The sequence below is a fragment of the Martinezella sp. CNPSo 3732 genome, from assembly GCF_057784515.1.
Window position 1 is genome coordinate 310,340 of record NZ_JBXSOO010000003.1, and the last position, 25,120, is coordinate 335,459.

20 protein-coding genes are annotated in these 25,120 nt (G+C 58.7%); 5 read left to right on the forward strand and 15 right to left on the reverse strand.

Annotated features, from left to right (window positions below; translation table 11 throughout):
• Positions 1-85: 85 nt before the first annotated feature.
• From AC13RM_RS10175 to AC13RM_RS10210, 8 genes are all read right to left on the reverse strand, one after another.
• Positions 86-817 (reverse strand): B3/B4 domain-containing protein, encoded by a 732-nt coding sequence (locus tag AC13RM_RS10175; protein WP_374815185.1) that lies wholly within the window; start codon positions 815-817, stop codon positions 86-88.
• A gap of 81 nt (positions 818-898) precedes the next feature.
• The gene (locus AC13RM_RS10180; RefSeq protein WP_374815187.1) at positions 899-1,705 is read right to left on the reverse strand and encodes an AraC family transcriptional regulator; all 807 of its coding nucleotides are present in this window, start codon (positions 1,703-1,705) and stop codon (positions 899-901) included.
• 93 nt (positions 1,706-1,798) lie between these two features.
• A complete protein-coding gene (locus AC13RM_RS10185; protein WP_374815188.1) occupies positions 1,799-2,773 on the reverse strand; it encodes a DMT family transporter in 975 nt (324 codons plus the stop codon).
• Between the two features lie 137 nt (positions 2,774-2,910).
• Positions 2,911-4,467 (reverse strand): DUF930 domain-containing protein, encoded by a 1,557-nt coding sequence (locus AC13RM_RS10190; RefSeq protein ID WP_374815189.1) that lies wholly within the window; start codon positions 4,465-4,467, stop codon positions 2,911-2,913.
• 236 nt (positions 4,468-4,703) lie between these two features.
• Positions 4,704-5,483 carry an APH(3')-II family aminoglycoside O-phosphotransferase gene (locus tag AC13RM_RS10195; protein ID WP_374815190.1) on the reverse strand — a complete coding sequence of 260 codons (780 nt, stop codon included), beginning with the start codon at positions 5,481-5,483 and terminating at the stop codon, positions 4,704-4,706.
• 122 nt (positions 5,484-5,605) lie between these two features.
• Positions 5,606-7,666: an RNA polymerase sigma factor RpoD gene (rpoD, locus tag AC13RM_RS10200; protein ID WP_095435359.1), complete on the reverse strand. Its 2,061-nt coding sequence runs from the start codon at positions 7,664-7,666 to the stop codon at positions 5,606-5,608.
• 450 nt (positions 7,667-8,116) lie between these two features.
• Positions 8,117-9,154, reverse strand: a complete 1,038-nt coding sequence (tdh, locus tag AC13RM_RS10205) for an L-threonine 3-dehydrogenase (protein ID WP_374815191.1) — start codon at positions 9,152-9,154, stop codon at positions 8,117-8,119.
• 21 nt (positions 9,155-9,175) lie between these two features.
• On the reverse strand, positions 9,176-10,363 hold the full coding sequence (locus AC13RM_RS10210) for a glycine C-acetyltransferase (RefSeq protein WP_488554899.1): 1,188 nt from the start codon (positions 10,361-10,363) through the stop codon (positions 9,176-9,178).
• 262 nt (positions 10,364-10,625) lie between these two features.
• Between AC13RM_RS10210 and AC13RM_RS10215 the strand changes: the two genes are divergently transcribed.
• The gene (locus AC13RM_RS10215) at positions 10,626-11,396 is read left to right on the forward strand and encodes an SDR family oxidoreductase (RefSeq protein WP_488554900.1); all 771 of its coding nucleotides are present in this window, start codon (positions 10,626-10,628) and stop codon (positions 11,394-11,396) included.
• 39 nt (positions 11,397-11,435) lie between these two features.
• Here AC13RM_RS10215 and recQ read toward each other — a convergent pair whose 3' ends face one another.
• On the reverse strand, positions 11,436-13,316 hold the full coding sequence (recQ, locus tag AC13RM_RS10220) for a DNA helicase RecQ (protein WP_488554901.1): 1,881 nt from the start codon (positions 13,314-13,316) through the stop codon (positions 11,436-11,438).
• A gap of 7 nt (positions 13,317-13,323) precedes the next feature.
• Positions 13,324-15,309, reverse strand: a complete 1,986-nt coding sequence (dnaG, locus tag AC13RM_RS10225; RefSeq protein ID WP_488554902.1) for a DNA primase — start codon at positions 15,307-15,309, stop codon at positions 13,324-13,326.
• A gap of 570 nt (positions 15,310-15,879) precedes the next feature.
• On the opposite strand from dnaG, the gene AC13RM_RS10230 reads away from it, so the two are divergent.
• A complete protein-coding gene (locus tag AC13RM_RS10230) occupies positions 15,880-16,113 on the forward strand; it encodes a hypothetical protein (RefSeq protein WP_488554903.1) in 234 nt (77 codons plus the stop codon).
• A gap of 347 nt (positions 16,114-16,460) precedes the next feature.
• Positions 16,461-17,369, forward strand: coding sequence for a hypothetical protein (locus AC13RM_RS10235; protein ID WP_488554904.1), 909 nt, complete (start codon positions 16,461-16,463; stop codon positions 17,367-17,369).
• On the opposite strand, the gene AC13RM_RS10240 is transcribed toward AC13RM_RS10235, so the two are convergent.
• Positions 17,344-17,796, reverse strand: a complete 453-nt coding sequence (locus AC13RM_RS10240) for a GatB/YqeY domain-containing protein (protein ID WP_488554905.1) — start codon at positions 17,794-17,796, stop codon at positions 17,344-17,346. The genes AC13RM_RS10235 and AC13RM_RS10240 overlap by 26 nt on opposite strands.
• 301 nt (positions 17,797-18,097) lie before the next feature.
• Here AC13RM_RS10240 and carA point away from each other — a divergent pair, with 301 nt between their 5' ends.
• Positions 18,098-19,306 carry a glutamine-hydrolyzing carbamoyl-phosphate synthase small subunit gene (gene carA / locus AC13RM_RS10245; RefSeq protein ID WP_488554922.1) on the forward strand — a complete coding sequence of 403 codons (1,209 nt, stop codon included), beginning with the start codon at positions 18,098-18,100 and terminating at the stop codon, positions 19,304-19,306.
• 115 nt (positions 19,307-19,421) lie between these two features.
• Here the strand turns inward: carA and AC13RM_RS10250 are convergent, their stop codons facing one another.
• The 4 genes from AC13RM_RS10250 to AC13RM_RS10265 all read right to left on the reverse strand — a co-directional run bounded on the left by AC13RM_RS10250 (position 19,422) and on the right by AC13RM_RS10265 (position 23,961).
• Positions 19,422-19,994, reverse strand: a complete 573-nt coding sequence (locus tag AC13RM_RS10250) for an EVE domain-containing protein (RefSeq protein ID WP_113230327.1) — start codon at positions 19,992-19,994, stop codon at positions 19,422-19,424.
• A gap of 92 nt (positions 19,995-20,086) precedes the next feature.
• On the reverse strand, positions 20,087-21,484 hold the full coding sequence (locus AC13RM_RS10255) for an MATE family efflux transporter (RefSeq protein WP_488554906.1): 1,398 nt from the start codon (positions 21,482-21,484) through the stop codon (positions 20,087-20,089).
• A 148-nt stretch (positions 21,485-21,632) separates the two neighbouring features.
• Positions 21,633-22,889 carry a TCR/Tet family MFS transporter gene (locus AC13RM_RS10260; protein WP_285171255.1) on the reverse strand — a complete coding sequence of 419 codons (1,257 nt, stop codon included), beginning with the start codon at positions 22,887-22,889 and terminating at the stop codon, positions 21,633-21,635.
• Positions 22,890-23,049: 160 nt separating this feature from the next.
• The gene (locus AC13RM_RS10265) at positions 23,050-23,961 is read right to left on the reverse strand and encodes a LysR family transcriptional regulator (RefSeq protein ID WP_488554907.1); all 912 of its coding nucleotides are present in this window, start codon (positions 23,959-23,961) and stop codon (positions 23,050-23,052) included.
• A gap of 123 nt (positions 23,962-24,084) precedes the next feature.
• Here AC13RM_RS10265 and AC13RM_RS10270 point away from each other — a divergent pair, with 123 nt between their 5' ends.
• Complete coding sequence (locus AC13RM_RS10270) at positions 24,085-25,077, forward strand: aldo/keto reductase (RefSeq protein ID WP_488554908.1); 993 nt, start codon at positions 24,085-24,087, stop codon at positions 25,075-25,077.
• The last annotated feature ends 43 nt before the right edge of the window (positions 25,078-25,120 follow it).

Genomic DNA, 25,120 nt, shown 5'->3' on the forward strand with positions numbered 1-25,120 from the left:
TCGTCTGCCGGCACGGACGCTTGCAGACATGGTTCTCAACAGTCGGAAATTTTATAGTCCCTGCTCTGCCTGAACGCGCCTTCTGTCAATCTCGTTTTTGCTGCAGTTGCAAATTCATCGCGGACGATAGATCAAATCGCGGTGAGGATGGGCTGAGGAGGCCTTGCCTGCCCTCGATCGACCAGATGGCCGCCACTTCTACCGCGATAGCATCGATCAGCTTCGGAACATCGCTATCTGCCGATTCGTGCAGCGCCTCAGCGACAATCAGTACCGAATGCGTATCATTGCGCACCGCGGACAAACCACTCTGGCGATTGGTCCAGCGTCGGGCATGCGCTTGCCCAGCCGCATCGGCAAAGATCACCTCCCTCACTTCCGGATGCTCTATCTCGCCGGAAAAGGTCAGATAGGTTTCGCTGCCATTCGCATGCCGCACCTCGAGATCGCCGGAGATTTTCGAAAGATCGAAAACGGCGACGGGAATCGCAAAAGCGATCGAGATGGCATTGCAGAGATCGACGAGCGGATGCAGCCGCGGCAGCGATCCTTCCTGGCGAAAGCGGCGAAGCAAAGCTTCGGAGGCGCAGCGATATTGCGTCGGCTTCAACCCCATTTTGGAGAAAGCACGCCGCCATGCTTGAATTTCAGCCATTTCGCTTTCAGGACGCTGCGCCAGCCGCTCTGCAGCAATCGCATGATACTTGGCTGTTCGATCGACGACATTGACGGTCGAGATGATCCCTTCGGCGAACAGCACGCCAGGAACCAGTTCGGGAAACTCGCTCCACATTTCGTTCGAATGGCGGAAAAACATAGCACCTCCTGATAGGCATCTGCTTGTCACCGCAGAAAACCCCGTCATTATCCTCCGGTCTTGAATAAAATTGCAGAAGCTTCAGCCGATGGCCGCGGCATAGGCGCCTGGCGAAACGCCGAAATTGCGGACGAAGAGGCGCGTCATATGGCTCTGATCGGAAAAGCCGCTGGCAAAGGCCACTTCCGCGAGGGACGTGCCCCCCGCAATCAGCCGACGTGCTTCGTGAATCCGGCGCTGCATGAGGTAAGCATGAGGCGTCAGTCCCGTCGCCTTGGCGAAGGCACGCAGGAAGCGGAAATGGCTCAGCCCGCATAGTTCTGCCAGTTCGGCAAGGGTCAATGGAGCGGCCGGATCGTCATCGATCAGCTCACGCGCCTTGTTGATATCAGCGAGAACGGCATCCTCACGCAAGCGGCCCGCTCCTTCGCGCATCACCGCGGCAAGAAGCGACAGCAGCAGTCCCTCCCGCAGGAGAGGACTCTCGGCCGCGTCCTCGATCAGAAGCGAAAACAGGGTTCTGAAATGCCCGGCCGTCCTCCCGTCGCGGATGACAGGCGACGGGAATTCCATTGTACCGAACCTGCCCTCGCCGACTTCGCGCAACAGATTGCCGATCAGCGGAGGATCGAAATAGAGCATGGACCATGCGCGGCTTTCGCCGATAGGCATGCCGTCATGCACCTCGTTCGGATTGACGCTGATGACGTCCCCGGCCTCAGCCTCCACTATACCTCGCCTGCTCAGCGATCTCTGCGCGCCAGCCTCGATGATACCGATGCCGAACTGGTCATGCGTGTGTTTCGGGAAGCTATGGCCAGTTTCGGCCCGGACTGCCTCGATGCCGGCAAGGCGAGAGCGATATATCCTGAATTCACCGGACTTCATCGCTGACGCCTCTCATTCCGCCTGTTCGCTGTATTAGCTATGGCATCCTACTTTGAGCGGCAATTTTGCGCATCCGCAATCGGGATACAAGGCTCAAGAGTCTCCCGCGGCCTTGAAATCCTCTGCCGTCGCCAATGCCGCCTGCGTATCGCCGGTAACGGCAGCCGGCAATGGCGTGCCGCGCTTGCGCTCCCGCGCCAATGTCAGCAGACCGGAAAAGATGATGAGGACAATACCGATGGCCATCGGCATATCGATGCTGTCGTTGAACAGCAGGTAGCCGAAGGCGATCGCCCAGAGCATCTGGCTATATTGCGGCGGCGCAACCAGATTGGCAGGCGCCATCTGCGCGGCCGTCAAGAGCAAGACGCTGCCGCACGCGCCAAGCAGGCCATAGCTTGCGAGGAATATCCACTGCGTCGGCGTCGGCATGGTGACTTCGGAGAGCATGAGGATGCCGCTGACGATGAGCGTGCCGAAAAGGCCTGCGCCATAAAGCGAGATGCGCTTTTCCTTCGAGCCGAGCGCACGGTTGACGACGATGGATATCGCCGCGGCAAGACCGCCGATCGCTGCGCAGAGGTGGCCGACCGAAAGCTCGCGAAAACCCGGACGCAGGACGATCAATACGCCGACAAAACCGAGGATGACCGCCGTCCAGCGCTGCCAGCGCACATCCTCCTTGAGAAAGATCACTGAGAGAATGGTGACAAAGGACGGCAGCAGGAACAGCAGCGCAAAGGCTTCCGCCATCGGCAGCATGGTAAAGGCGATGACGGAGGAGATGGCGCCCGTCGCGCCGCAGACGAAACGCAACAGCCACAAGGGACGGTTCGACGTCCTCACCATGTCAAACCACTCGTCCTCCCGCTTCTTCAGGAAAGGCACGGCGGCAAAGCCGAACAGCGCGCCGATGAAAGCGACCTGATAGGAGGGGATCACCCCGTGAAGGATCTTGATCGACGCATCGCTGAAGGCGAAGACGGCATAGGACGCGAATGCCACAAGGACACCACGCAGGGCGGAATGGCCAGCGGCAGAGCTGGAATCGGCTGTGATCGAGGACATCGGAATCTTGAGAAAAGTGCGATGGGAGGACACTGAATCAGTGAGATGCGGGCAATTGTATGATGAAATGACGTGGATTTCGATTGGGGTGAGCAGTAAACTATTGTTTCAGCCACGTCGGATGCTGCGTGAGAGATTCAGTTCGTTGGAAGATTGAGGCTTTTCCATTGATCTTGCGGTATGGAAGGACCCAGGCGATAGGCAAAGGATATCACTTTCGTCGCACTGCTATCGACGTTACATTTCACCCCAACATAGTGATAGCCGTCAGACGTTCGATACACGGCCTTGTCCGTCTCTATACTCCGGCTGGCGCTTCGGCTCTCGGAAATGTGCGGCAAACCAAAACGCAGTATATGTAACCCAGCAGCGTTCAATTGGGCCGCCCCCTCGGAGTTGCAAAGCTGACTTATCCGCATTTGTGCGGAAAGTTGCTTCCATTGCGCTAGAAAGCCCTTTGGGAGTCGTGAAAGCTCATCCGCTGAGTACAATCGCTTGGCCTGAACAAAAGGCGCCGCAGAAGCTGGGGAACCTGCTTTTGCGGAAACAACTGCTCTCGCCTTTTGCTCTCCCTCTGTGAGCTCGGACCGAGAAGTCTGGCCGCGTTGTTCCGGCATTGGCTCGATCACGAGCCCAGCGCCACCCTCCGCTGTCGAGTTGCCGGGCGAATTTCTCGCTTCACCCATCTTCGGTTGTCCGGACGCCATGACGCCTGGAACAGTGACGTTTGCGGCATTTTGACGGGACTGAAGCTCGTCGGATGGATCAACTTTAGTGTCCGACGATGAATCTGTGGCCAGCACTTGCGGCGTAGATACAGGTACAGACTGACTTTGCTGGTCGGAGTTCAAGGAACCCATACCCGATTCATTCGGCTCGCCTTGTTCCGAAGGCTCAGAATTTTGCAGTTGAGAGTTGGAATCGGCCGCAGTCAACTGCGGAGTCTCAGACTCCGAAGCAGTAGGATTCTCGGCCGCTTCCTTGGCAACTGGCGACTCTCTGTCGCCAGTTGCGGCCGATGTTTGAGATTCCTTCAGCGGTTGGCTATCATTTATCTTAGGCGATAGAGTTGCGTTCTCTACTTTAGATGCCGATGACAAATCATCTTTGCTCAGATCTTCATTCCTGAAATCAGCCGCAGTTTGTTTATGATCAGGATTGGACCGCTTGGATTCGGGAGGTGTTTCCTTTGCTTCAGGCGGAGTCTCGGTCGCAGAGGGCTGTTGCTCCGCCTTCTCGACGGGCTTGTCAGCCGCGGGATCATCGGGCTTGGGTTCGGACTTCGCCTGCTCTACCGGCTTATCAGCCTTGGCCTCGTCAGGCTTGGCTGCGGGCTTCTCTGCCTGCTTCTTGCCGTTGGGATCGACTTGCTTTGGCGGCTGTTCGTCCGCCTTCTTTCCTTGCGGCCGCTGAGGCTCCTGTTGAGCTTCAGCTGTCTCCTGGGCTGGCTTCTCATCAGGTCTTGGCGTCGGCTTGGGAGGCTGGTCGGGCTTTTCATTCTCTTTCGTCGCAAGCTCCTGCTTTTCCTCCTGCTGCGGCACGAGCTCGACATTGACGCTCTGCTCGGGCTTTGCCTCCGGCGGCGCCGGCAGCAACGGCAACAGAAAAACCGCGATAAACAGGACGTGCAGAAGGATCGACAGGACGAAGCCCGGCCTTATCTCCCTATCCCGTTTTTCCGCGACCTTTTCCATCGTTCAGCGGATGGCTCGCGACGAGAAAGCAATCAGGCGAAAACAACGCATCGATTCATTCGATCCTTATCGGCAAACATATCAGAAGACTTTCCGGTCGCTGACATATGGTACCCGACCATGCGCCGCGAAAGAGGCCTCGGTCGAAATCGAACTTGTCAGGCCTCCGCGCGATCCGCAATGGCGCAAAAACAAACCTGCGTGATCGCGCATCGCCTAGACGGTCGCATTCGCCGTTAGAAGAACTCGTCCAGCAACTGATAGTATGCCATCTTTTCGGCTTGCGGCTCAAAATCGCCATAGGCGTTCAAAAACTCCGCAACCAATTCCTCTCCGAAGTTGTGCTCGATGCTGCTACAGGCAAGTGCAATATCCTGATGGCGATCAGCCACGCCGAGGCGGCCGCAATCGATATAGCCTGTGAATTTCGGGCCGTCGGCCATGAAATTCGGAAGGCAGGCATCGCCATGGGTGACGACCAGATTCTCCGTTGACGGTCTCTTGGCCTGAAGTTCGTGGAAGAGATCTTCTGCTGATCTTCCAAGCCTGGCCTCATCGAAATCGTCCTCATCAACGCGGCCGGCAAGCAAGCGCGCCTTTGCCGCAGCAATTCTGTTCTCCAGCCGATGATCGAAGGGACAGGCGGCGATATCGACGGCGTGCAATCGCCGCAACGCATCCGCCAAAAGCCGCACCCGCTCGAGCGGCTGCAGCCGCTCCGCGCTGACGAAATCGCGGCCTGGAAGAGCGCTCATCAAAAGCCATTCGCGTTCGCCATCCGTCTCGTGGGCAATGATATCCGGGCAGGCAAGCCCCTGCAAGGCCAGCCATCGCAGCCCGACAACCTCGCCTGCCAATTCACCCAAAGCATCGGCCAGCTCGGTCTTGAGATAGACCGGCGCGCGTCCATCGGCCTCAAGCCGGAAGACATGGGCCGAGGAGCGGCCAAGCCCATCCTGCCGCCATTCATACCCGGCCAGCAGATCGCGCAGTCGGACAGGAAGGGATGTCTCCATGAATTGCGGTTTGCTTGCCAAAAGTGGCTCCTCAAATTTGATAATGCCAACTAAAAACCCGGCTCACTTTCGCGAACCGGGCCTTGTTTTTATAGACGGCAGATGTCGGCTTGCTCCAGACCTCAACTGTCGAGGAAGCTTCTGAGCTTGCGGCTGCGGCTCGGATGCTTGAGCTTGCGCAGCGCCTTGGCTTCGATCTGACGGATACGCTCGCGCGTCACCGAGAACTGCTGGCCGACTTCTTCCAGCGTATGGTCGGTGTTCATGCCGATGCCGAAGCGCATGCGCAGCACACGCTCTTCGCGCGGCGTGAGCGATGCCAGAACGCGGGTCGTCGTCTCACGCAGGTTCGCCTGGATGGCGGCGTCGATCGGCAGAAGCGCATTCTTGTCCTCGATGAAGTCGCCGAGATGCGAATCCTCTTCGTCACCCACCGGGGTTTCGAGCGAGATCGGCTCCTTGGCGATCTTCAGAACCTTGCGCACCTTTTCGAGCGGCATGGCGAGCTTTTCGGCCAGTTCTTCCGGCGTCGGCTCGCGGCCAATTTCATGCAGCATCTGGCGCGACGTGCGAACGATCTTGTTGATCGTTTCGATCATATGCACCGGAATACGGATCGTGCGCGCCTGGTCGGCGATCGAGCGGGTGATCGCCTGACGAATCCACCAGGTGGCGTAGGTCGAGAATTTGTAGCCGCGGCGATATTCGAACTTATCGACCGCCTTCATCAGGCCGATATTGCCTTCCTGAATGAGGTCAAGGAACTGCAGGCCGCGGTTGGTATACTTCTTGGCGATGGAGATGACGAGGCGCAGGTTGGCTTCGACCATTTCCTTCTTGGCGATGCGCGCTTCGCGCTCGCCCTTCTGCACCATGTGAACGATACGGCGGAACTCCGAGATCGAAATACCGGTTTCGGTCGCAAGATTCTGGATTTCCTGGCGAATGTCGCGGATCGTCGTGTTTTCGCTCTTGGCGAATTCCTTCCAGCCGCGAGCAGCCAGATTGCCGATGGACTTCATCCAGTTCGGATCGAGTTCGGCGCCCTGATATTGCTCCAGGAAGCTGTCACGCTTGACGCCATAGGATTCGGCAAGGCGCAGCAAGCGGCCTTCGTTCTGCACGAGGCGCTTGTTGATGTCATAGAGCTGCTCGACGAGGGCGTCGATGCGGTTCTGGTTCAGCGACAGAGACTTGACCGACTTGACCAGCTCATCCTTGAGTTCCTTGTAGCGGCGCTCCTGCGCCGAAGAGAGCGTACCGGAGGCCGACAGGCGCTGCTCGACCTGCTGGTCCTGCAGCTTGCGCAGCTTCTTGTAGGTTTCGGCGATGATGTCGAGCGTCGTCATCACCTGCGGGCGAAGCTCGGCTTCCATCGCGGCGAGAGAGAGGTTGGATTCGTCCTCGTCCTCTTCCTCCTCCTCGATCGGCAGACCTTCACCGCCGACATTGGTGATGTCGTCGTCACCGGAAGGAGAGCGGCCGCGGCGTGCCTTTTCCTTCTCTTCGGCGGCCTTGCGGTCAGCCTCGATCTTCTCGGGGCTCTGGAACTGCGGTGCAGCCTTGGCCTCGGGACCGGAATAGGTGGTTTCGAGGTCGATGATCTCGCGCAGCAGCGTCGTGCCTTCGTTGAGTTCGTCGCGCCAGATAATCAGGGCCTGGAACGTCAACGGGCTCTCACAGAGGCCGCCGATCATCGTTTCGCGGCCAGCCTCGATGCGCTTGGCAATCGCGATTTCGCCTTCACGCGACAGAAGCTCGACGGAGCCCATTTCGCGCAGATACATGCGCACCGGGTCATCCGTACGGTCGGTCGGCTCTTTCTTCTTCGCGGTGGCCAGCGCGGAACCGGTGGAGGGGGCCAATTCGCCGCCTTCACTGTCGTCGTCACCACCCGCATCGTCGTCGTCGCTGGCCGCAGCGCCGGCCTCTTCGACATCTTCGTCCTCGATGACGTTGATGCCCATGTCCGAAAGCATGGCCATCGTGTCTTCGATCTGTTCAGACGTCACTTCTTCGGACGGAAGAACGGCGTTGAGCTCGTCCATCGTCACGTAGCCGCGCTTCTTCGCGGCCTTGATCATCTTCTTGACCGCGTCGTCGGAAAGATCGAGAAGGGGGCCGTCGGAGGTGCCGTCGCGCTCGACTTCAGCTTCTTCGTTCTCTTTGACCTTTGTTGCCATCTTTATATCGTCGCTTTCCCTGACGCTGCAAACTTACACGCGGTGAAACAATCACACTGGCTGGCGCGCCCTGCACCAGCCGCGACTCACCGACGAACACCTAACGGAATGACCTTTAATGCCCGATTAACCACGATCACCGCCACCGGAGTGCAAAGCTGGATTGCGTTTGGATTTCCGGCCATGATATCAGGTGATCCGCTTGATCCAGTTTTACCGTTCTTTCCGAAGTCAAACGGTGATTCCCAGAATTTTAGTTCTCGTCAAGCTTTTCCAGCAAAAAAGCCCGTTAAATGCGCGAAAAAGCCTTATCCACAGCCTCCGCACGCAGCAATTTATTGTTTCCCGTATTTAGGAAGTCCCCGCGCGATGACAAGAGCATCCTGAGCAAAGCCTCACATTTCCAGCATCGGCAGGTATTACCGAGCCCGGAAGTGTGTCCGAATGGCATCAATTCCAGTCCATCACGACCTTGCCGGAGTTGCCAGAACGCATGGCGTCGAAGCCATCGCGAAAATCATCGATGCCGATACGGTGGGTGATGACGGGCGATACATCGAGACCGCCCTGAACGAAGGCGATCATCTTGTACCAGGTCTCGAACATCTCGCGGCCATAGATACCCTTCAGGTTCAGCATCTTGAAGATGACCTTGTTCCAGTCGATCTCGAAGCCAGCCGGCGCGATGCCGAGAATCGCGATCTTGCCGCCATTGTTCATCTTGTCGATCATGTCGCGAAAGGCGGGCGCCGCGCCTGACATTTCCAGCCCGACGTCGAAACCCTCGGTCATGCCAATGGATTTCATCACATCGGCAAGGTTCTCCTTGGAAGCGTCGACGACGTGATCGATGCCGACCTTGCGGGCAAGCGCCAGCCGGGTCGGATTGATATCGGTGATGACGACCTTGCGGGCGCCGGAACGCTTGGCGACCATCGCACCCATGATGCCGATCGGCCCCGCGCCAGTCACCAGCACATCTTCACCAACCAGATCAAAGGAAAGCGCCGTATGCACGGCATTGCCGAAAGGATCGAAGATCGCAGCTATTTCATCCGGGATATCATCAGGTATCGGCACGACATTGGATTCGGGAATGCAGACGAATTCGCCGAAGGAGCCTGGGCGGTTGACACCGACGCCGAGCGTGTTGCGGCAGAGATGGCCCCTACCCGCCCGGCAATTGCGACACTTGCCGCAGACGATGTGGCCTTCGCCCGAGACGCGCTCGCCGACGTGATACTTCGTGACCGCCGAACCGATCTCGGCAATCTCACCGCAGAATTCGTGGCCGACGACCATGGGCACAGGAATGGTCTTCTGAGCCCATTGGTCCCAGTTCCAAATATGCACATCGGTCCCGCAAATCGCCGACTTCCTGACCCGAATGAGGACATCGTTCGGTCCGACCTCCGGAACCGGCACATGCTCCATCCACAGCCCGACTTCCGGCCTGGATTTGACCAACGCTTTCATCATGTTCGACATGATCGGTTCTCTCCAACCAATTCAAATGATTCCGAGTTCTTTTCCGGCTTCGGCAAAGGCTGCGATCGCCTTTTCGACATCGGCCTTCGAGTGGGCAGCCGACATCTGCGTGCGGATGCGCGCCTGCCCCTTGGGCACCACGGGGAAGGAAAAGCCGATGACGTAGACGCCCTTCTGCAGCATGAGCGCCGCCATGTCCTGCGCGAGTTTCGCGTCCCCAAGCATGACGGGGATGATCGGGTGATCGGCGCCGGCAAGCGTGAAGCCGAGCTTGGTCATCTCTCGGCGGAAGAGTTCGGCATTGCCTTGAAGGCGTGCACGCAAATCAGCGCCATTTTCGATCAGATCGAAGACCTTCAGCGAGGCTGCGGCGATGACGGGTGCCAAGGTGTTGGAGAACAGATAGGGGCGCGAACGCTGCCGCAACCACTCGACGATCTCACCCCTGGCAGAAGTATAACCGCCGGAAGCGCCGCCAAGCGCCTTGCCGAGCGTGCCGGTGATGATGTCGATCCGGCCTTCGACACCGCAATGCTCAGGCGATCCCCGGCCATGCTTGCCGACGAAGCCCACCGCATGGCTGTCATCGACCATGACCATCGCGCCATATTTCTCCGCCAGATCGCAGACGCCGCCGAGATTGGCGATGATGCCGTCCATGGAGAAGACGCCATCGGTCGCTATCAGCTTGAAGCGGCTGCCCTCGGCCTTCTTCAGCTCTTCTTCCAAAGCCGCCATGTCGTTGTTGGCGTAGCGGAAGCGCTTCGCCTTGGAGAGCCGTACCCCATCGATGATCGAGGCATGATTGAGGGCATCCGAGATGATGGCATCCTCTTCCGACAGCAACGTCTCGAACAACCCGCCATTGGCATCGAAGCAGGACGAATAGAGGATCGTCGCTTCCATGCCGAGGAAAGCCGAAATCCGCGCCTCGAGCTGCTTGTGCTCCTCCTGTGTGCCGCAAATGAAGCGAACCGAAGCCATGCCGTAGCCATAACGATCGAGCGCTTTCTTTGCGGCTTCGGCAAGTTCCTCATTGTCGGCGAGACCGAGATAGTTGTTGGCGCAGAAATTGAGGACGCGCGCGCCACCCAGCACGGCGATTTCGCCAGCCTGTTTGGAGGTGATGACGCGCTCGGCCTTATAGAGGCCGGCTTCTTTCAGGCCGAGAAGTTCGTTGCGCAAATGGGATATGAACGCTGAAGTCATGGTCGCATTCCGATGCTGGTCATAGTGCCTAATTAATCAAGGAATAACATAGGATCTGGCCGCTTGCTGCATCCAGCAGCGGCAAAAATGCGCAACACGGTGACGTCGGCGCGATAGGGCGCAGTTTCGATATTATCTGTCAAACCGACCGGCTTGCGCGCAACTTTTTGGCCCGATTTCAGCGATTGCTATCGCAAAAATTACTTGACTGAGTCCACTATTTCGCATCAGATTGATGCTGGCCAGAAGATGAGGGAGAGCCATGAACATATTTCACAGATTCTCCCTTGCAGGGCGAGTTGCCCTCATCACCGGCGGCGGGCGCGGCCTGGGATTCGAAATGGCGCAGGCGCTTGCCGATGCCGGCGCGCACGTCATCATCAACGGACGAACCGCAGCCATACTTAATGTAGCCGTGGAGACGATCCGAGCGAGAAACGGCTCGGCGGAAGCCGCAGCCTTCGATATTTCCGATCGTGATGCCCAGCACGCAGCAATAAACGACATCGAAAACAATCACGGCCGGCTCGACATACTGATCAACAACGTCGGTGCGCGCGACAGACGCCCGCTGGCCGACTTCGACGACGAGGCGATCCTCGCCTTGCTCAACACGGATCTTGCCGCCTCGATCATGCTCTCCCGCGACGCCGCGCGCCTCATGAAACGAAACAATCATGGGCGACTGATCTCGGTCACTTCGATCAGCGGGCAGGTCGTCATGCCCGGCGACTGCGTCTATCCCGCCGCCAAGCAGGGGCTGACAGGCCTTATGCGCAGCATGGCAGTGGAATTTGGCCCTCACGGCATCACAAGCAACGCCATCGCGCCAGGCTGGTTCGCAACGGAAACCAATGCAGCAATGGTCGCGAACGAAGACCTGATCCCCATCGTGCGCCAACGCATCCCCGTTCAACGCTGGGGACGTCCGGACGAGATTGCGGGCGCCGCACTTTTCCTCGCCAGCGATGCCGCTTCCTTTGTCAACGGCCACGTCCTGACCGTCGATGGCGGCATGACCGTGCGCATGTAGCGCGTCGGCAGCCGCGTTTCGATATCGGCCTTCAGCGCGTCACCGGTTGATGAATTCCGAAATCACGGCAAGGAACGCATCCCCATAGCGTTCCAGCTTCGATTGCCCCACACCGGATATCCCCAGAAGGTCCCTATGATTCGTCGGCCGCTCCGTCGCAAAGGCAATCAGAGTCGTATCCGGAAAAACGACATAGGGCGGCACACCCAATTCTTTTGCGATCCGGGTGCGCTCAGCCCGCAATGCTTCGAACAGCGACTGTGTCTCGCCGGAAAGCCCGTGAGCCTGCTTCTCCGGTCGCCCCGCTCTCTTGCCGCGGCGGCCCGTTTCGGGCCGATCCTTGCGGAAAAACACCTGCCGCTCGCGCTTGAAGACGGCCCTCGCCTGTTCCTGGAGCTTCATGGCACCGAAGGCCGTGTGGTCGATGTTGATAAAGCCGTTCGCCAATAATTGCCGGAAGATCGATTGCCAGGTGCGAGAGGGAATATCCTTGCCTGCGCCGAAAACTGGCATGTCGACATGGCCGAAGCGCTCGGTCTTCTCGTTGACCGTTCCCATCAGCACATCGATGACGTGGCCGGTGCCGAAACGCTCGCCGGTGCGATAGACGGCGGCGAGCGCCTTGATCGCCGCTTCCGTCCCATCCCAGGTTTCCACAGGTTTCAGGCAGGTATCGCAATTGCCGCAACCGCCGCCATGTGCCTCGCCGAAATGCGCGAGGATCGACTGCCGCCGGCAGCCCGCCGTCTCGCAGATCGCAAGCAGCGCATTGAGCTTTGCCCGCTCGACGCGCTTTATCTCCTCGGACGCACCGCCTTCGTCAATCATCCGCCCGCGCTGGATGACATCGGCCATGCCATAGGCCATCCAGACATTGGAGGGCAGCCCATCGCGTCCGGCACGGCCCGTCTCCTGATAATAGGCCTCCACTGATCCCGGCAGATCGAGATGGGCGACATAGCGCACATTCGGTTTATCGATGCCCATGCCGAAAGCAACCGTCGCCACGAGGCACAGGTCTTCCTCTTTCAAGAAGGCATCCTGATTGGCATCGCGAAGCGCCCGGTCCATGCCGGCGTGATAGGGCAGCGCGCGGATACCCTGCCCGTTCAGCCACTCCGCCGTGTCCTCGACCTTGGCCCGCGAAAGGCAATAGACGATACCGCTATCGCCACGATGTCCGTCGAGAAAGCGCAGCAATTGCTGGCGCGGCTGATCGCGCTCGACAATCTCATAGGTGATGTTCGGCCGGTCGAAGCTGGTGGTGAAGACCTTGGCATTGTCGAGCGCCAGCCGTTCGATAATGTCCTCGCGGGTATGGGGATCGGCCGTTGCGGTCAATGCAATGCGCGGCACGCCGGGAAAAAGTTCGGCAAGCCGGCCAAGATCCCGATACTCCGGTCGGAAGTCATGGCCCCATTGGGAGACGCAATGCGCTTCGTCGATCGCGAAAAGCGCGATCTTCGCCCGGCCGAGCATCTGGCAGAAACCTTCCGTCGCAATGCGTTCCGGCGTCACGTAGAGCAGATCGAGCTTGCCTGCGGCAATGGTGCGATAGACATCGCTGGCCTCGTCACGCGACAGCGACGAATTCAGGGCGGCAGCCCGGATGCCGAGCTGCTTCATCGCCTCCACCTGATCCCGCATCAGCGCAATCAGCGGCGAGACGACGATGCCGATACCATCGCGGCAAAGCGCGGGAATCTGGAAGCACAGCGACTTGCCGGCACCGGTCGGAAACAGCACGACCGCATCGCCGCCGGAGACGACATGCTCGACCACTTGCTGTTGCTTGCCGCGAAAGGCAGAATAACCATAGACACGCTTCAGGACATCAAGTGGCGCCGGCGCATCGGTATGCTCGCCGAACAAAGCGTCGTCTGCGGAAAACCGCGGCTCTTGTCTTTCAGGCTGAGGCATCTATTCCCTATTTTCCAGCGGCACCTTTGACGCGGCCGGAGAGCACGCCGAAGCCATCAATGATCGCCTCCTGGTTTTCCAGACGCAGCGCCTCGAGCTGCACTTCCTGCAAGGCGCGAATCAATGGCTCGATCGCTTCACCGTCGCCTTCTTCCGTCGCCTCGGCAATAGCACTCTCCAGCTCGATCTTGTGCCAACGCAATGCTTTCGAGCGCTTGTGGAGCGCGAGCGCCTGGCGATAGCCCTCGCGCGCATCCTCCATGGCGGCTTCCTCGGTTGCCGTCCACAAACGGGCATTGCGAATCTGCTGTTCCAAACCCTTCAGCAAGGCACCGAAATCCTGTTCTTCCAATTGCTCGACCAGTCGCTCGCGGACGAGCTGAGGCCCGACCAGAGTTGCGGCGGCCCCGAGAACCGCGGACCAGAGCCGCTGGAGTTCGCGGCTGTCATAATCGATTGCGGCGATCTCGTCATATTCGTCCTGCAGCAGCGCCGGATGGTTGACGATGGTCAATGCGAGCACGCTTTCTCGAAGGCTCGGAATATCCTGATGTCCCTTGATCATGGCCGAGCGCTGCAAGCGATCGGATGCTGTCATTGTCATCGCGGCCCCGGTGCGTGCCTGTCCACCACGACCTCCAAAGTTGCGGCCATTGCCGTCCCGGGAAAAACCACGTCCCTGCTGGCTGCCCCGCTGGAACTGCGGCTGGAACAGCCCGTTCAGCCGCTCGCGCATATTCTGCTGATAATGACGGCGCACATCTTCATCGCCGATGACCGAAACAATGCGCCGCAGCCGCGCTTCCAGCTCCGCCCGCGCTTCCGGCGTCTCGAAGGTGCCGCTGCCGGCCTCTCTCGTCCATATCAGATCGGCCAGCGGCTTTGCCTGCGCCAGTACCTTGTCGAACGGCGCGCGTCCATCCTGCCGCACGAGATCGTCGGGGTCCTTGCCATCGGGCAGCAAGGCAAAGCGCACAGTGCGGTTCGGTTTGATATGAGGCAGCGCCAGATCGGCGGCACGATTGGCGGCGCGGATACCGGCGCCATCGCCATCGAAGCAGAGCACCGGCTCCGGCGTCATCTTCCAGAGGAGATCGAGCTGGCTCTCCGTCAGTGCCGTGCCGAGCGGCGCAACGGCATTCTCGACACCGGCCTGATGCAGCGCGATGACATCCATATAACCTTCGACCGCGATAATGGTCCCGGCGCCATCGGCGCCCTGCGAAGCGCGGCGGGCGCGGGTGAAATTGTAGAGCACATTGCCCTTGTGGAAGAGCTCGGTCTCGTTGGAATTCAGGTATTTCGCCGGCGCATCCGGCGACATCGCGCGGCCACCAAAGGCAATCACCTTCTCGCGCGAGGACAGGATCGGAAACATGATGCGGTCGCGGAAGCGGTCATAGGAGACCGGCACGTTCTCATGCACGACGAGGCCACAGGCCTCCATCTGCTCCTTCAGCACGCCTTTGCCGGCAAGATGCTCTTTCAAAGCGTTGCGGCTATCGGGCGAATATCCCAGACGGAACGTTTCGATGGTGCGGCCGCTGAGACCGCGGTCGCGCAGGTAGGCCCTCGCCCGCGCTCCATTGGCCGTCTGCAGTTGATCCTGAAAGAACTGAGTCGCCATTTCCATGACATCGAGCAGCGACGTGCGTTCCTTCTCGCGCTTCGCCTCCATCGGATCGGCAACGGGCATCGGAACGCCGGCCATGTCGGCGATCTGCTGCACGGCCTCCGGAAAGCTCAAGCCCTCCAATTCGGTCAGAAAGCGGAAATGGTCGCCCGTCACCCCACAGCCGAAGCAGTGATAACGCCCCTTCCGATCCTCGCAGTGGAAGCTCGGCGACTTCTCGCCGTGGAAGGGGCAGCAAGCCCAGTAATCGCCGCGCGGCACATTTGTTTTGCGCCGATCCCAGGTCACACGACGACCGATCACGTCCGAAATCAAAACGCGGTCGCGAATCTCGTCGAGAAACGTATTGGAAAATCGCATGGCTACCTCTGGCTCATTCCATATAAACAGGAATGCCGGGCATTGCCACGGCGACGCGGCCGCCTCCCACGCTATTCACAGCCCTTTGCCGGCGATTGCATTTTCGCCCCAACGATCACAACTCCGTGAACACGACGGTAGATTTATCCGCATTCGTGTCGAAATTCCCGGCTGCCGTTGACAGGCTCGAAATACCCAAAAGTTGCCTCCGCGTGACCGAAACTGGTAGGATTACATCCATGGGAGTAACTATTTCGTCCGCAAAAATCCGCGAAAAAGCAAAGGCTTGCACAGCCTATGGTCGACAAACGCGACCAGGAGCGATGCCATGGACAATCAATGGCTGCAAAGCAATCGCGCACGCGCGACACTCTCTGACGGCGCATTTGCGGCAAGGTTCGTAAGCCAAACATTATTTTTTTGTAATTTGATTGTTCGTGTGCGCCGCAATAGCGTCCTTCTCACAGGGCGAGACAAGCCGGCAAAGAAACTTCTTTGCGACGCGACATGCCGAGACGCCCTGACGAACCGAAAGCCACTAGGTACGGGCTTTCTGTTTAGGAGAGGGAAATGCGCGTTCTGATCGTACCCTTGGCAGCAGCAGCCATCTTCGCCACAGCTACCTATAGCTCGGCCACGATGGACGGCGGCGCCAGCGAAAAGAATGTGCTTTATGCCGGTGCGGGATATCAGTTGCCGGCGAATATGAAAGTTCCTGCCCTTACGGCAGGCGTAAAGGTTCAAATGTCCGAACTGCCGCCGCAGGCATTGGCTTTGCCCCAGCAGATCAGGATTTTCAGATAAGTTCAGCAGATACTCAGGTGGGGCACCATCCCTACCCCCGGCGCCGCCCCACCTGAGTGCCTTTGCAAAAGACGTTTGATTTTTGGGCCCCACCCTGCGTCATCAAACGTCAGCAAAGCGCAAGAAGGCAGGAGCTCCCCCAGCTCCTGCCTTCTCTAATTTTGGGCCATCTCCAATTCGCGACAATACGAGCATCGACACTGCTGCGGAACATCTTTGGTTCCTCGCCGCGAGTATCTTGACGCAACGATATCGATCGATATCCTTTATTATCTACGTATATGCGATCTTAGTAATTATCTCGTCAGACAATTTGAAACTTTGTTCAGTTGATCGGAGACGGTTGCATGTCTTTATCCGCGAAGGAACTTGTTCAAGACCCCAAATTTTTCACGGAAATCCTCGGTTATACACGAGAGATTATATCCACTTATGATGAGAATCAGCGCGTATGCTCTGTCTTTGCTTCACAGCAACGCTGGCTGATGGCACTCGCTGGCTTCGCCCTCTATTGCGGCGGCATCGACGGAGAACCGCCCGGCATTCATGCCAATCGCTTCGCCAACTATATCGTCGAACACGAAATCGCCAGCCACAACACCGCACTCAGCTTCATTCAGGAGATGCTGGCTCTCGGTTTCCTGCGCTTTCTGCCTATCACCAGCGATAGGCGCGCGCGACCAATGCAGCCCACAGAAGAGGCCGCAAGGCAGCTTTCGAGATGGCTGAGCATCCATCTGTCCGTGCTGGATCGGTTGGATGGCGGCAAGCGCAACGCCTTATTTAGCAAAAAACCGGAACTCGTTACGCTGCTTCAGCCTACGATCTCGGTTGGCATCATCGAAAGCGACGAGCTGCGCAATCCGGGAGAAACGTTCGACCTGTTCACCTGGGCAAACTCGGGCGGCATCATTATGGATTATCTGATCTCCCGCATCGGGACGATCAATACGGCGACTAAGAAAGCGATTATCGGACCGGTGGCCTTTACCGATCTCTGCAACCGGTTTCTCATTTCCAGAACAAACGCAAAGCGACTCATGAACAAGGCCATAAACATGCAAAGCGTCGGATGGACGGGAGCGCCTGGGCGGAGCCAGCTTTGGCTCTCCACCGCTTTCATCGAGGAATATCGGAACTATCAGGCGGGGAAGCTCGCCATCATAGACGCCGCCTGGCAAAATACCCTCGGCAGGCGGCCAGTCCGCATACCGAGGGCGAAACAGAGTTTTACTTCAGCAGTTCCTTCAGGATAGCCGAGGCCTTGGCGAAATCCATCTGGCCGGCATAGCGCTCGCGCAAGGCGGCCACGCACTTGCCCATATCCTTTAGGCCTTGCGCGCCAAGTTCCGCGACGACGGCAACACAGATCTTGCGGACCTTCTCTTCGGAAAGCTGCTCAGGCATGAAGCCCTGGATGACCGCGATTTCCGCACGCTCCTTGTCAGCTAGCTCGGGACGGCCGCCATCGATATAGATCTTCACCGATTCCTCACGCTGCTTGATCATCTTGGCAAGCAGCTGCAGAATCTCGTCTTCGCTCGCCTGCTCCTTGCCGAGACCGCGATTGGCGATGTCCTTGTCCTTAATGGCTGCAAGGATGAGACGGACGGTCGAAAGCCTCGCCGTGTCCTTGGCCTTCATGGCATCTTTCTGGGCGTTGGAAAGGGTTTCGCGGATCATGTCTTTAACTCCTTGAAGCAGGCCGGCGACGATCGCCCCGGCCATTTACGTCATGTTGCTGTCTCTTAAACCAACAGTGTCAATCAACGCAATTGCGCCCGAGAGCCAGAATTCCTTGACGGGAAAGCAAGACCGCGCATTGACCGGCTCGCCTTGTTTAGCTATGTCCATCACCTGCACATAAGATCGATAGGAAGATCTCAAGCCGCGACCACTGTCGACGGCTGCACCTTGCTACAAACATGGCGGAACCGCCGGTCTCTTCAAGACCGCGCCCGACGCCGGAAACGGGATGACGACTATGACCGCCACAGCCCCATGGACCACTGAAAAGCCGACCGCCCTCCTCGTTCTCGCGGATGGCACTGTGATCGAAGGCAAGGGTATCGGCGCGACCGGCAAGGTCCAGGCCGAAGTCTGCTTCAACACGGCGCTGACGGGTTATGAAGAGATCTTGACCGACCCCTCTTATCTCGGCCAGATCGTCACCTTCACCTTCCCCCATATCGGCAATGTCGGCACGAACGAAGAAGACATTGAAGACCTGACGCCTGCCGCCCGCCACGGTGCCGTCGGCGTCATCTTCAAGGCCGATATCACCGACCCCTCGAACTACCGCGCCGCCAAACACCTCGATCAATGGCTGAAGGCGCGCGGCATCATCGGGCTCTGCGGCATCGACACGCGCGCGCTGACCGCCTGGATCCGCGAGAATGGCATGCCGAACGGCGTGATCGCTCACGATCCGAACGGCGTCTTCGACATCGAGCAGCTGAAGGCGGATGCCAAGGCCTGGAGCGGTCTCGAAGGTCTCGATCTCGCCAAGGTCGCCTCCTCCGGTCAGTCCTCGCAATGGTCGCAGACGCCCTGGGTCTGGAACGAAGGCTATGGCGAACTCGGCGCCGATGACGCCAAGTACCATGTCGTCTGCCTCGACTACGGCGTCAAGCGCAACATCCTGCGGCTGTTTGCCGGCCTCGATTGCAAGGTCACGGTCCTGCCGGCGACGGCTTCCACGGATGACGTCCTCGGTCTCAAGCCGGATGGCATCTTCCTGTCCAACGGCCCCGGCGATCCGGCAGCAACCGGCGAATATGCCGTACCGGTCATCAAGGACCTGCTGAAGACCGAAATTCCGCTCTTCGGTATCTGCCTCGGCCATCAGATGCTCGGTCTGGCGCTCGGCGCCAAGACCGCGAAGATGCATCAGGGCCATCATGGCGCCAACCATCCGGTGAAGGATCATACGACCGGCAAGGTCGAGATCGTCTCGATGAACCACGGCTTTGCAGTCGACTCGAAGTCGCTGCCGGAAGGTGTCGAGGAGACTCATATTTCGCTCTTCGACGGCAGCAATTGCGGTCTTCGTGTCTCCGGTAAGCCGGTCTTCTCGGTGCAGCATCACCCGGAAGCCTCTCCCGGTCCGCAGGACAGCCATTATCTCTTCCGCCGCTTCATCAATCTGGTGCGAGAAAAGAAGGGCGAAGAAGCCCTGGCCGAACGCGCCTGATAAAGCCAATGATCTAACCGCATGAGAAAGCCTCGGATTGGTGCCAATCCGAGGCTTTCTTTTTGTGCGTCAACTTGGGAGGTTTCTCGTCACATATGTTCATGCTTGCCGGAGCTCAGGCTTGCATGCGGCGCTGCTTCACCACTTCAAGCTCGCTCATCAGGATTTCCTCGAGGAACTCGAAATCCGACTGCCCGAATTCAACGAGGCCGAATCTCAGCTTGTAACCCCAATTCTTGTCCTGGGTGAAATCAAGCCAGCCGAGGAGAGGACGAAGCGGCTGTTCGGGCGCATCAAGCCAATCCACATCCTTGCGATAGGCTTTTCCGCAACCCATCTCGGCTAGGTAAGGCTCACCCTCACGCACAAAACCGATGGCAGTGAAGCTCTGAAAGCCATCCCTCTCGCCCATTTTGACAGACGGCGAATAGTAGACGATGCCGTCGCCCGGCTTGATACGCTTCAAAGGGGCCCGCTTGCCGTGGTTTACTTGCATGAAGCCCTGTTCGCGCCCAATACGCACATGCTCGGCACTGGCCACCGCCAGCCAGTAGGACTTCTGCTCCGGCTCCGGTCGCCGGGACGAAGTGTTGGCGTGTGGCAGGAGGCGTACAGCCGCCCCCCGATTGATTTGATCATCCCGCGGGAAAAGCGCGGCATCATTACGATTGCTTGCCTTGAATAACATGGTCGTCTCCCGTCTCTGGTATGAAACAGTTATAGCCGATCATGCTGTCAATTTTTGTCAGCAGTCTCGCAACGCAATGAACGCTGCCGCTATCAGGCGGTAGCCTTCTCCGCCCGTACAAGAAGGTAGAACCGTGCACAAAGCATCGTCGCCGCAGAAGCAAGGCCGAGCAGGAAGCCGAACCAGATGCCGATGCCGCCGAAGCCGAGCGGAAACGCCAACAGCCAGGCGAGGAAGAAGCCGATCGGCCAATAGGCGATCAGCGCCAGGATCATCGGCACGCGCGCATCCTTCAGTCCGCGCAGCAGACCGCTCGCGATCGCCTGCAACCCATCGACAAGCTGGAAGAAGCCGGCCACGACAATCAGCGGTGCGGCAAAGGCAAGGACCTGTGGGGCCTCGGCAGAATGGACGTCAAGGAACCAGCTTGCCAGCCAGGATGGTATAGTCGCAAACAGGATGCTGCCGCAAAGCGCGATGCAGCTCGAAACGACGATCACCACGATGGCAGCGCGCTTCAGGCCGAAATGATCGCCCTGCCCATGGGCGACGCCGATGCGTACGGTCGCCGCCTGGCTGAGGCCGAGCGGGATCATGAAGGCAATCGACGCCCATTGCAGCGCGATGCCATGCGCAGCAAGCTCGATCGTGCCGATCTGGCCCATCAGCAGCGATGCTGCCGTGAATAGGCTGACCTCAGCCAGAACCGTCACACCGATCGGAAAACCAAGCCGGATGACATCCCATAAGGCATGCCAGTCGGGCCGCCAGAATCGCACAAAGATCTCGTAGCGCCGCGCCTCCCGGTGGGCTTGCACGTAACCAACGATGAAGAGCAAACCGGCGGTCTGCACGGCGACCGAGACAATGGCCGCACCATGCAGGCCCATCGCCGGCAGGCCGAAATGGCCGAGCACCAGGATATAGGCCAGCACGGCATTCATAACCAGCATGGCGATAGTCACTTTGAGGATGATGCCAGCACGACCGATGGCGCTCACCAGCGCCCGGATGACATTGTAGAGCAGGCCCGGCAACACGGCGAAGTGGCCGATATCGATATAGCCGCTCGCTAATTTCGCGACGTCAGGCTTTTGTCCGGCTGCAAGCAGAATCTCTTCGGAATAGAAGAAGGCCGGCTGTGCCAACAGCCAATAGGCCGTTACGACCCATAGGCCCATACGCAGCGCACGGCGCACCGAGGTAACGTCGCCTCTGCCATAGGCTTGCGCCACCAGCGGCATGACCGCGATGGAAAAACCCGAACCAAAAACCAGGATCGTGAACAGAAATTGCGCGGAAAGCACCATTGCAGCTAGCTGCTCGGCACCGAGCCGGCCCACGATCATGACATCAGTGGTGTTAATCCCGAGCTGCGCCAATTGCGCACCGATCAGCGGAATGCCCAGCGCAAGCGTTGCGCGCACATGTGCAGACCACGAATTATCATTGTCATGCGCGTAAGGGCGCGCAGGTGCCGGCATATCCATAGCGAAGACTCGATCTTTAGAATCGCGCAAACCGTCCTACCCAAGGGTGCGCGAGCCTGCCGCATTAACGCAACCTAGGTTAAAAAGCCAGCAGACAAGTCGATGATGCTAAAGAATTCATCAGAACATCAAAATATCTGATGATATTTTAGGCCGCTTCGCCTGCCTGCGATTGCGATACCGCTTTCGGCTCGGTCTTGCGGACCTTCGCCACGAGCACGACAAGCCCGGCAACCACTAGAATTGCGCTCATGATGAAGGGAGCACCGGCAAAAACGACGGGTGCGGTTGGCGCGGTATAATACTGGAACAGATATGGAAACAGCACGGGGCCGATGATGGCGGTAATACTCGTCAGGCTACCGAGCGCTCCCTGCAATTCGCCCTGTGCGGAAGGCGGAACCTTGCTGGCTGCAATCGATCGCAACGGCGCATCCGCGACATTTTCGATGACCGTCAGGACGATAACTGCGTAAACCATCCAGCCTTGCCATGAAAAAGCGTAGCCGATCAGGCCGAGACAGGAAAACACCATCCCGAGCACTGCGGTCTTCCACTCGCCGAGAACAGGCACCAGTCGTGGCAACACCAGACCCATAGCAATGGCGGCGCCGATCCCATAGACGGCAAGTGAGAAGCCGATCTGTCCCTCACTCCACTCATAGCGATAGGAGGTGACGAAAGCCCAGACTGCAGGATAGACGCCGTGCGCCAGCCAATTCAGGAACATCACGACACAGACCCAACCGATACCTTGATAGCGGCGCATGTGCCTCAGCGCGCCGAACGGATTGGCGCGTGTAATCTCGAAGGGCCGGCGGTGCTTGGCATCCAGCGTTTCCGGCAACAGGAAATAGGCGCCGACGAAATTCAGGAAAGCCAGAGCCGCCGCACCATAGAAAGGCACGCGTGGACCGAACTCGCCGAGGAAGCCGCCTATCACGGGACCGAGCACGAAACCAACGCCGAAGGCCATGCCGATCAGGCCGAAATTCTTCGCGCGGTTCTCGTCATTGCTGATATCGGCGATATAGGCCGAGCAGGTCGAGAAACTTGCGCCGCTGATGCCGGCAAGAATGCGGCCGACAAACAGCATCCAGTAGGAGCCCGCAATCGCGCAGATGAAATTGTCGATCGCGAACGTCAGCACAGAGGCCAGCAACAGCGGGCGGCGACCGAAGCGATCGCTCAAATTGCCGATCAATGGCGAAAATAGGAACTGCATGCCGGCATAGGCCAGCAACAGCCAGCCGCCCTCGGTTGCCGCCGTGCTGACCGAGGCACCCGTCAACTCCTCCAGATATTTCGGCATGACAGGCATGATGATCGCGATACCGATGACGTCGAGGAAGAGGATAAGGAAGACGAGGAACAGGCCTCGACGGGCGAATTTCTGATCGATCATGGAGATGCCTTCTGGCGGCTCCGCCTCGACGAAAGAGACAGAACGTGAACGAAAAACCGGAGCGTTCCCCATACCTAAAGATTTTGGCGGAAACAATACGTGAACGCTTCAATCCTATTGATTTATCGAACGCTTTTTTTGATCCTTGGCACAAAAGCGACTATCTGTCGCGACCGCGCCGCTGGTCTCGATTGAGAAAGTCGACGAAGGCTCTGAGTGGCGCCGGCATGTGCCGCCTGCTGGCATAATAGAGAAACGGCCCGGAAAAGACCGTGTCCCATTCTTCGAGGATCGGCACCAGCTCTCCGCGGGCAATCAGCGGCGCAAGGAATTCCTTGAATGTTCGGATGATGCCCAAGCCGGCCGCGGCCGCGCTGCGTTCGATATCGATCGAATTCGTCGCGACGACCATCGGTGGCGCAATGAAGATCGTCTCGCCGTTTCTTTCGAACTCCCAGGGAACGACGGATCCGCTCAGAAAGCGATGACGGATACAGCGATGCTCCAGTATATCGCGCGGATGCCTCGGCGTGCCGTTTGCAGCCAGATAGGCCGGTGCCGCAGCCGTAACATAATGCTGTTGCCGCGGCCCGATCGGCACGGCGATCATGTCCTTTTCCAGCCGCTCATCATAGCGGATACCGGCATCGTAGCCGGCCGCCACGACATCGATGAAACTGTCCTCAGCGACGATTTCGACCGAGATCGCCGGATATTCCCTCAGGAAACGGCCGATGATGTCGGGCATGACGACCATGGCGGCAACCGTCGGCACATTCAGCCGCAAAGTCCCGCCGACGCTGTCACGAAAGCTGTTGATATCATCGAGCGCCACAGAGATCTCGCTCATGGCCGGCGTCAGCCGCTCCATCAACCGCTCCCCGGCTTCCGTCGGCGTCACGCTTCGGGTCGTGCGATTGAGCAGACGGACCGTCAGCCGCTCCTCCAGTCGCCGGACCGCTTCGCTCAACGAGGAGGCGGAAACGCCGCGCTTCCGCGCTGCCTCGCGAAAGCTGCGCTCACGGGCAACAGCGGTAAAGGCAACCAGGTCTGCCAGTGGCAAGTCATCCATTGTGCGAAATTCCAAACGACCCGTTTCGATTTACCGGGATTATCGCACAGAGAGCAGCGGAGTAAAACATCATCACAGAAGCCTCTGGCAAAGAGGGCGCACCTTCGACCAAGGAGAGTAACGATGGAAAAGCATCAACTGGGAAGAACCGGACCGCAGGTATCGACGCTTGGCCTCGGCTGCATGGGCATGTCCGGCATGTATGGGCCGTCCGATCGCACCGAAAGCATCGCCACCATCCATGCCGCGCTCGATGCCGGGATCAACCTGCTCGATACCGGTGATTTCTATGGCATGGGCCACAATGAGATGTTGATCGGCGAAGCGATCAAGGGGTTGAAGCGGGACGATTTCCTGCTGAGCGTCAAGTTCGGCGCACTCCGCGATCCCGCCGGAGCATGGCTCGGCTACGACGCCCGGCCGGCGGCGATCCGGAATTTCGTCGCCTATTCGCTGCAGCGGCTCGGCGTCGATCATATCGATATCTACCGGCCTGCCCGCCTCGATCCGAACGTGCCGATCGAAGATCAGATCGGCGCGATATCGGATCTCATCAAAGCAGGCTACATCAGGCATATCGGCCTGTCTGAAGTCGGCGCGGATACGATTCGCCGCGCCGCTGCCATCCATCCGATCATCGACCTGCAGATCGAATATTCGCTGATCTCGCGGGGGATCGAGGATAAGATCCTGCCGACCTGCCGTGAACTCGGCATCGGCATTACCGCCTACGGCGTGCTGTCACGCGGCCTCATCAGCGGCCACTGGCAGAAGGACAATGTCCATAAGGGCGATTTCCGCACGATAAGCCCGCGTTTTCAGGCCGGAAACGTCGAAAAGAACCTGGAACTGGTGGAAGCTTTACGCGGGATCGCCGAGGCGAAGGGCGCAACCGTCGCTCAGATCGCGATTGCCTGGGTCGCAGCCAAGGGCAAGGATATCGTCCCGGTCATCGGCGCCCGTCGCCGCGACCGCCTGACGGAAGCCTTGGGAGCGCTGTCGGTTGAATTGTCGCAAGCCGATATGGCCGCGATCGAACATGCGATCCCGAAAGACGCCGCTGCCGGTGGCCGCTACCCCGAAGCGCAGCTGACGCATCTCGACAGCGAGAAATAACGCGGCAAGGCTTGCCCGCTTACCGTCGTCACGGGAGCGGGCA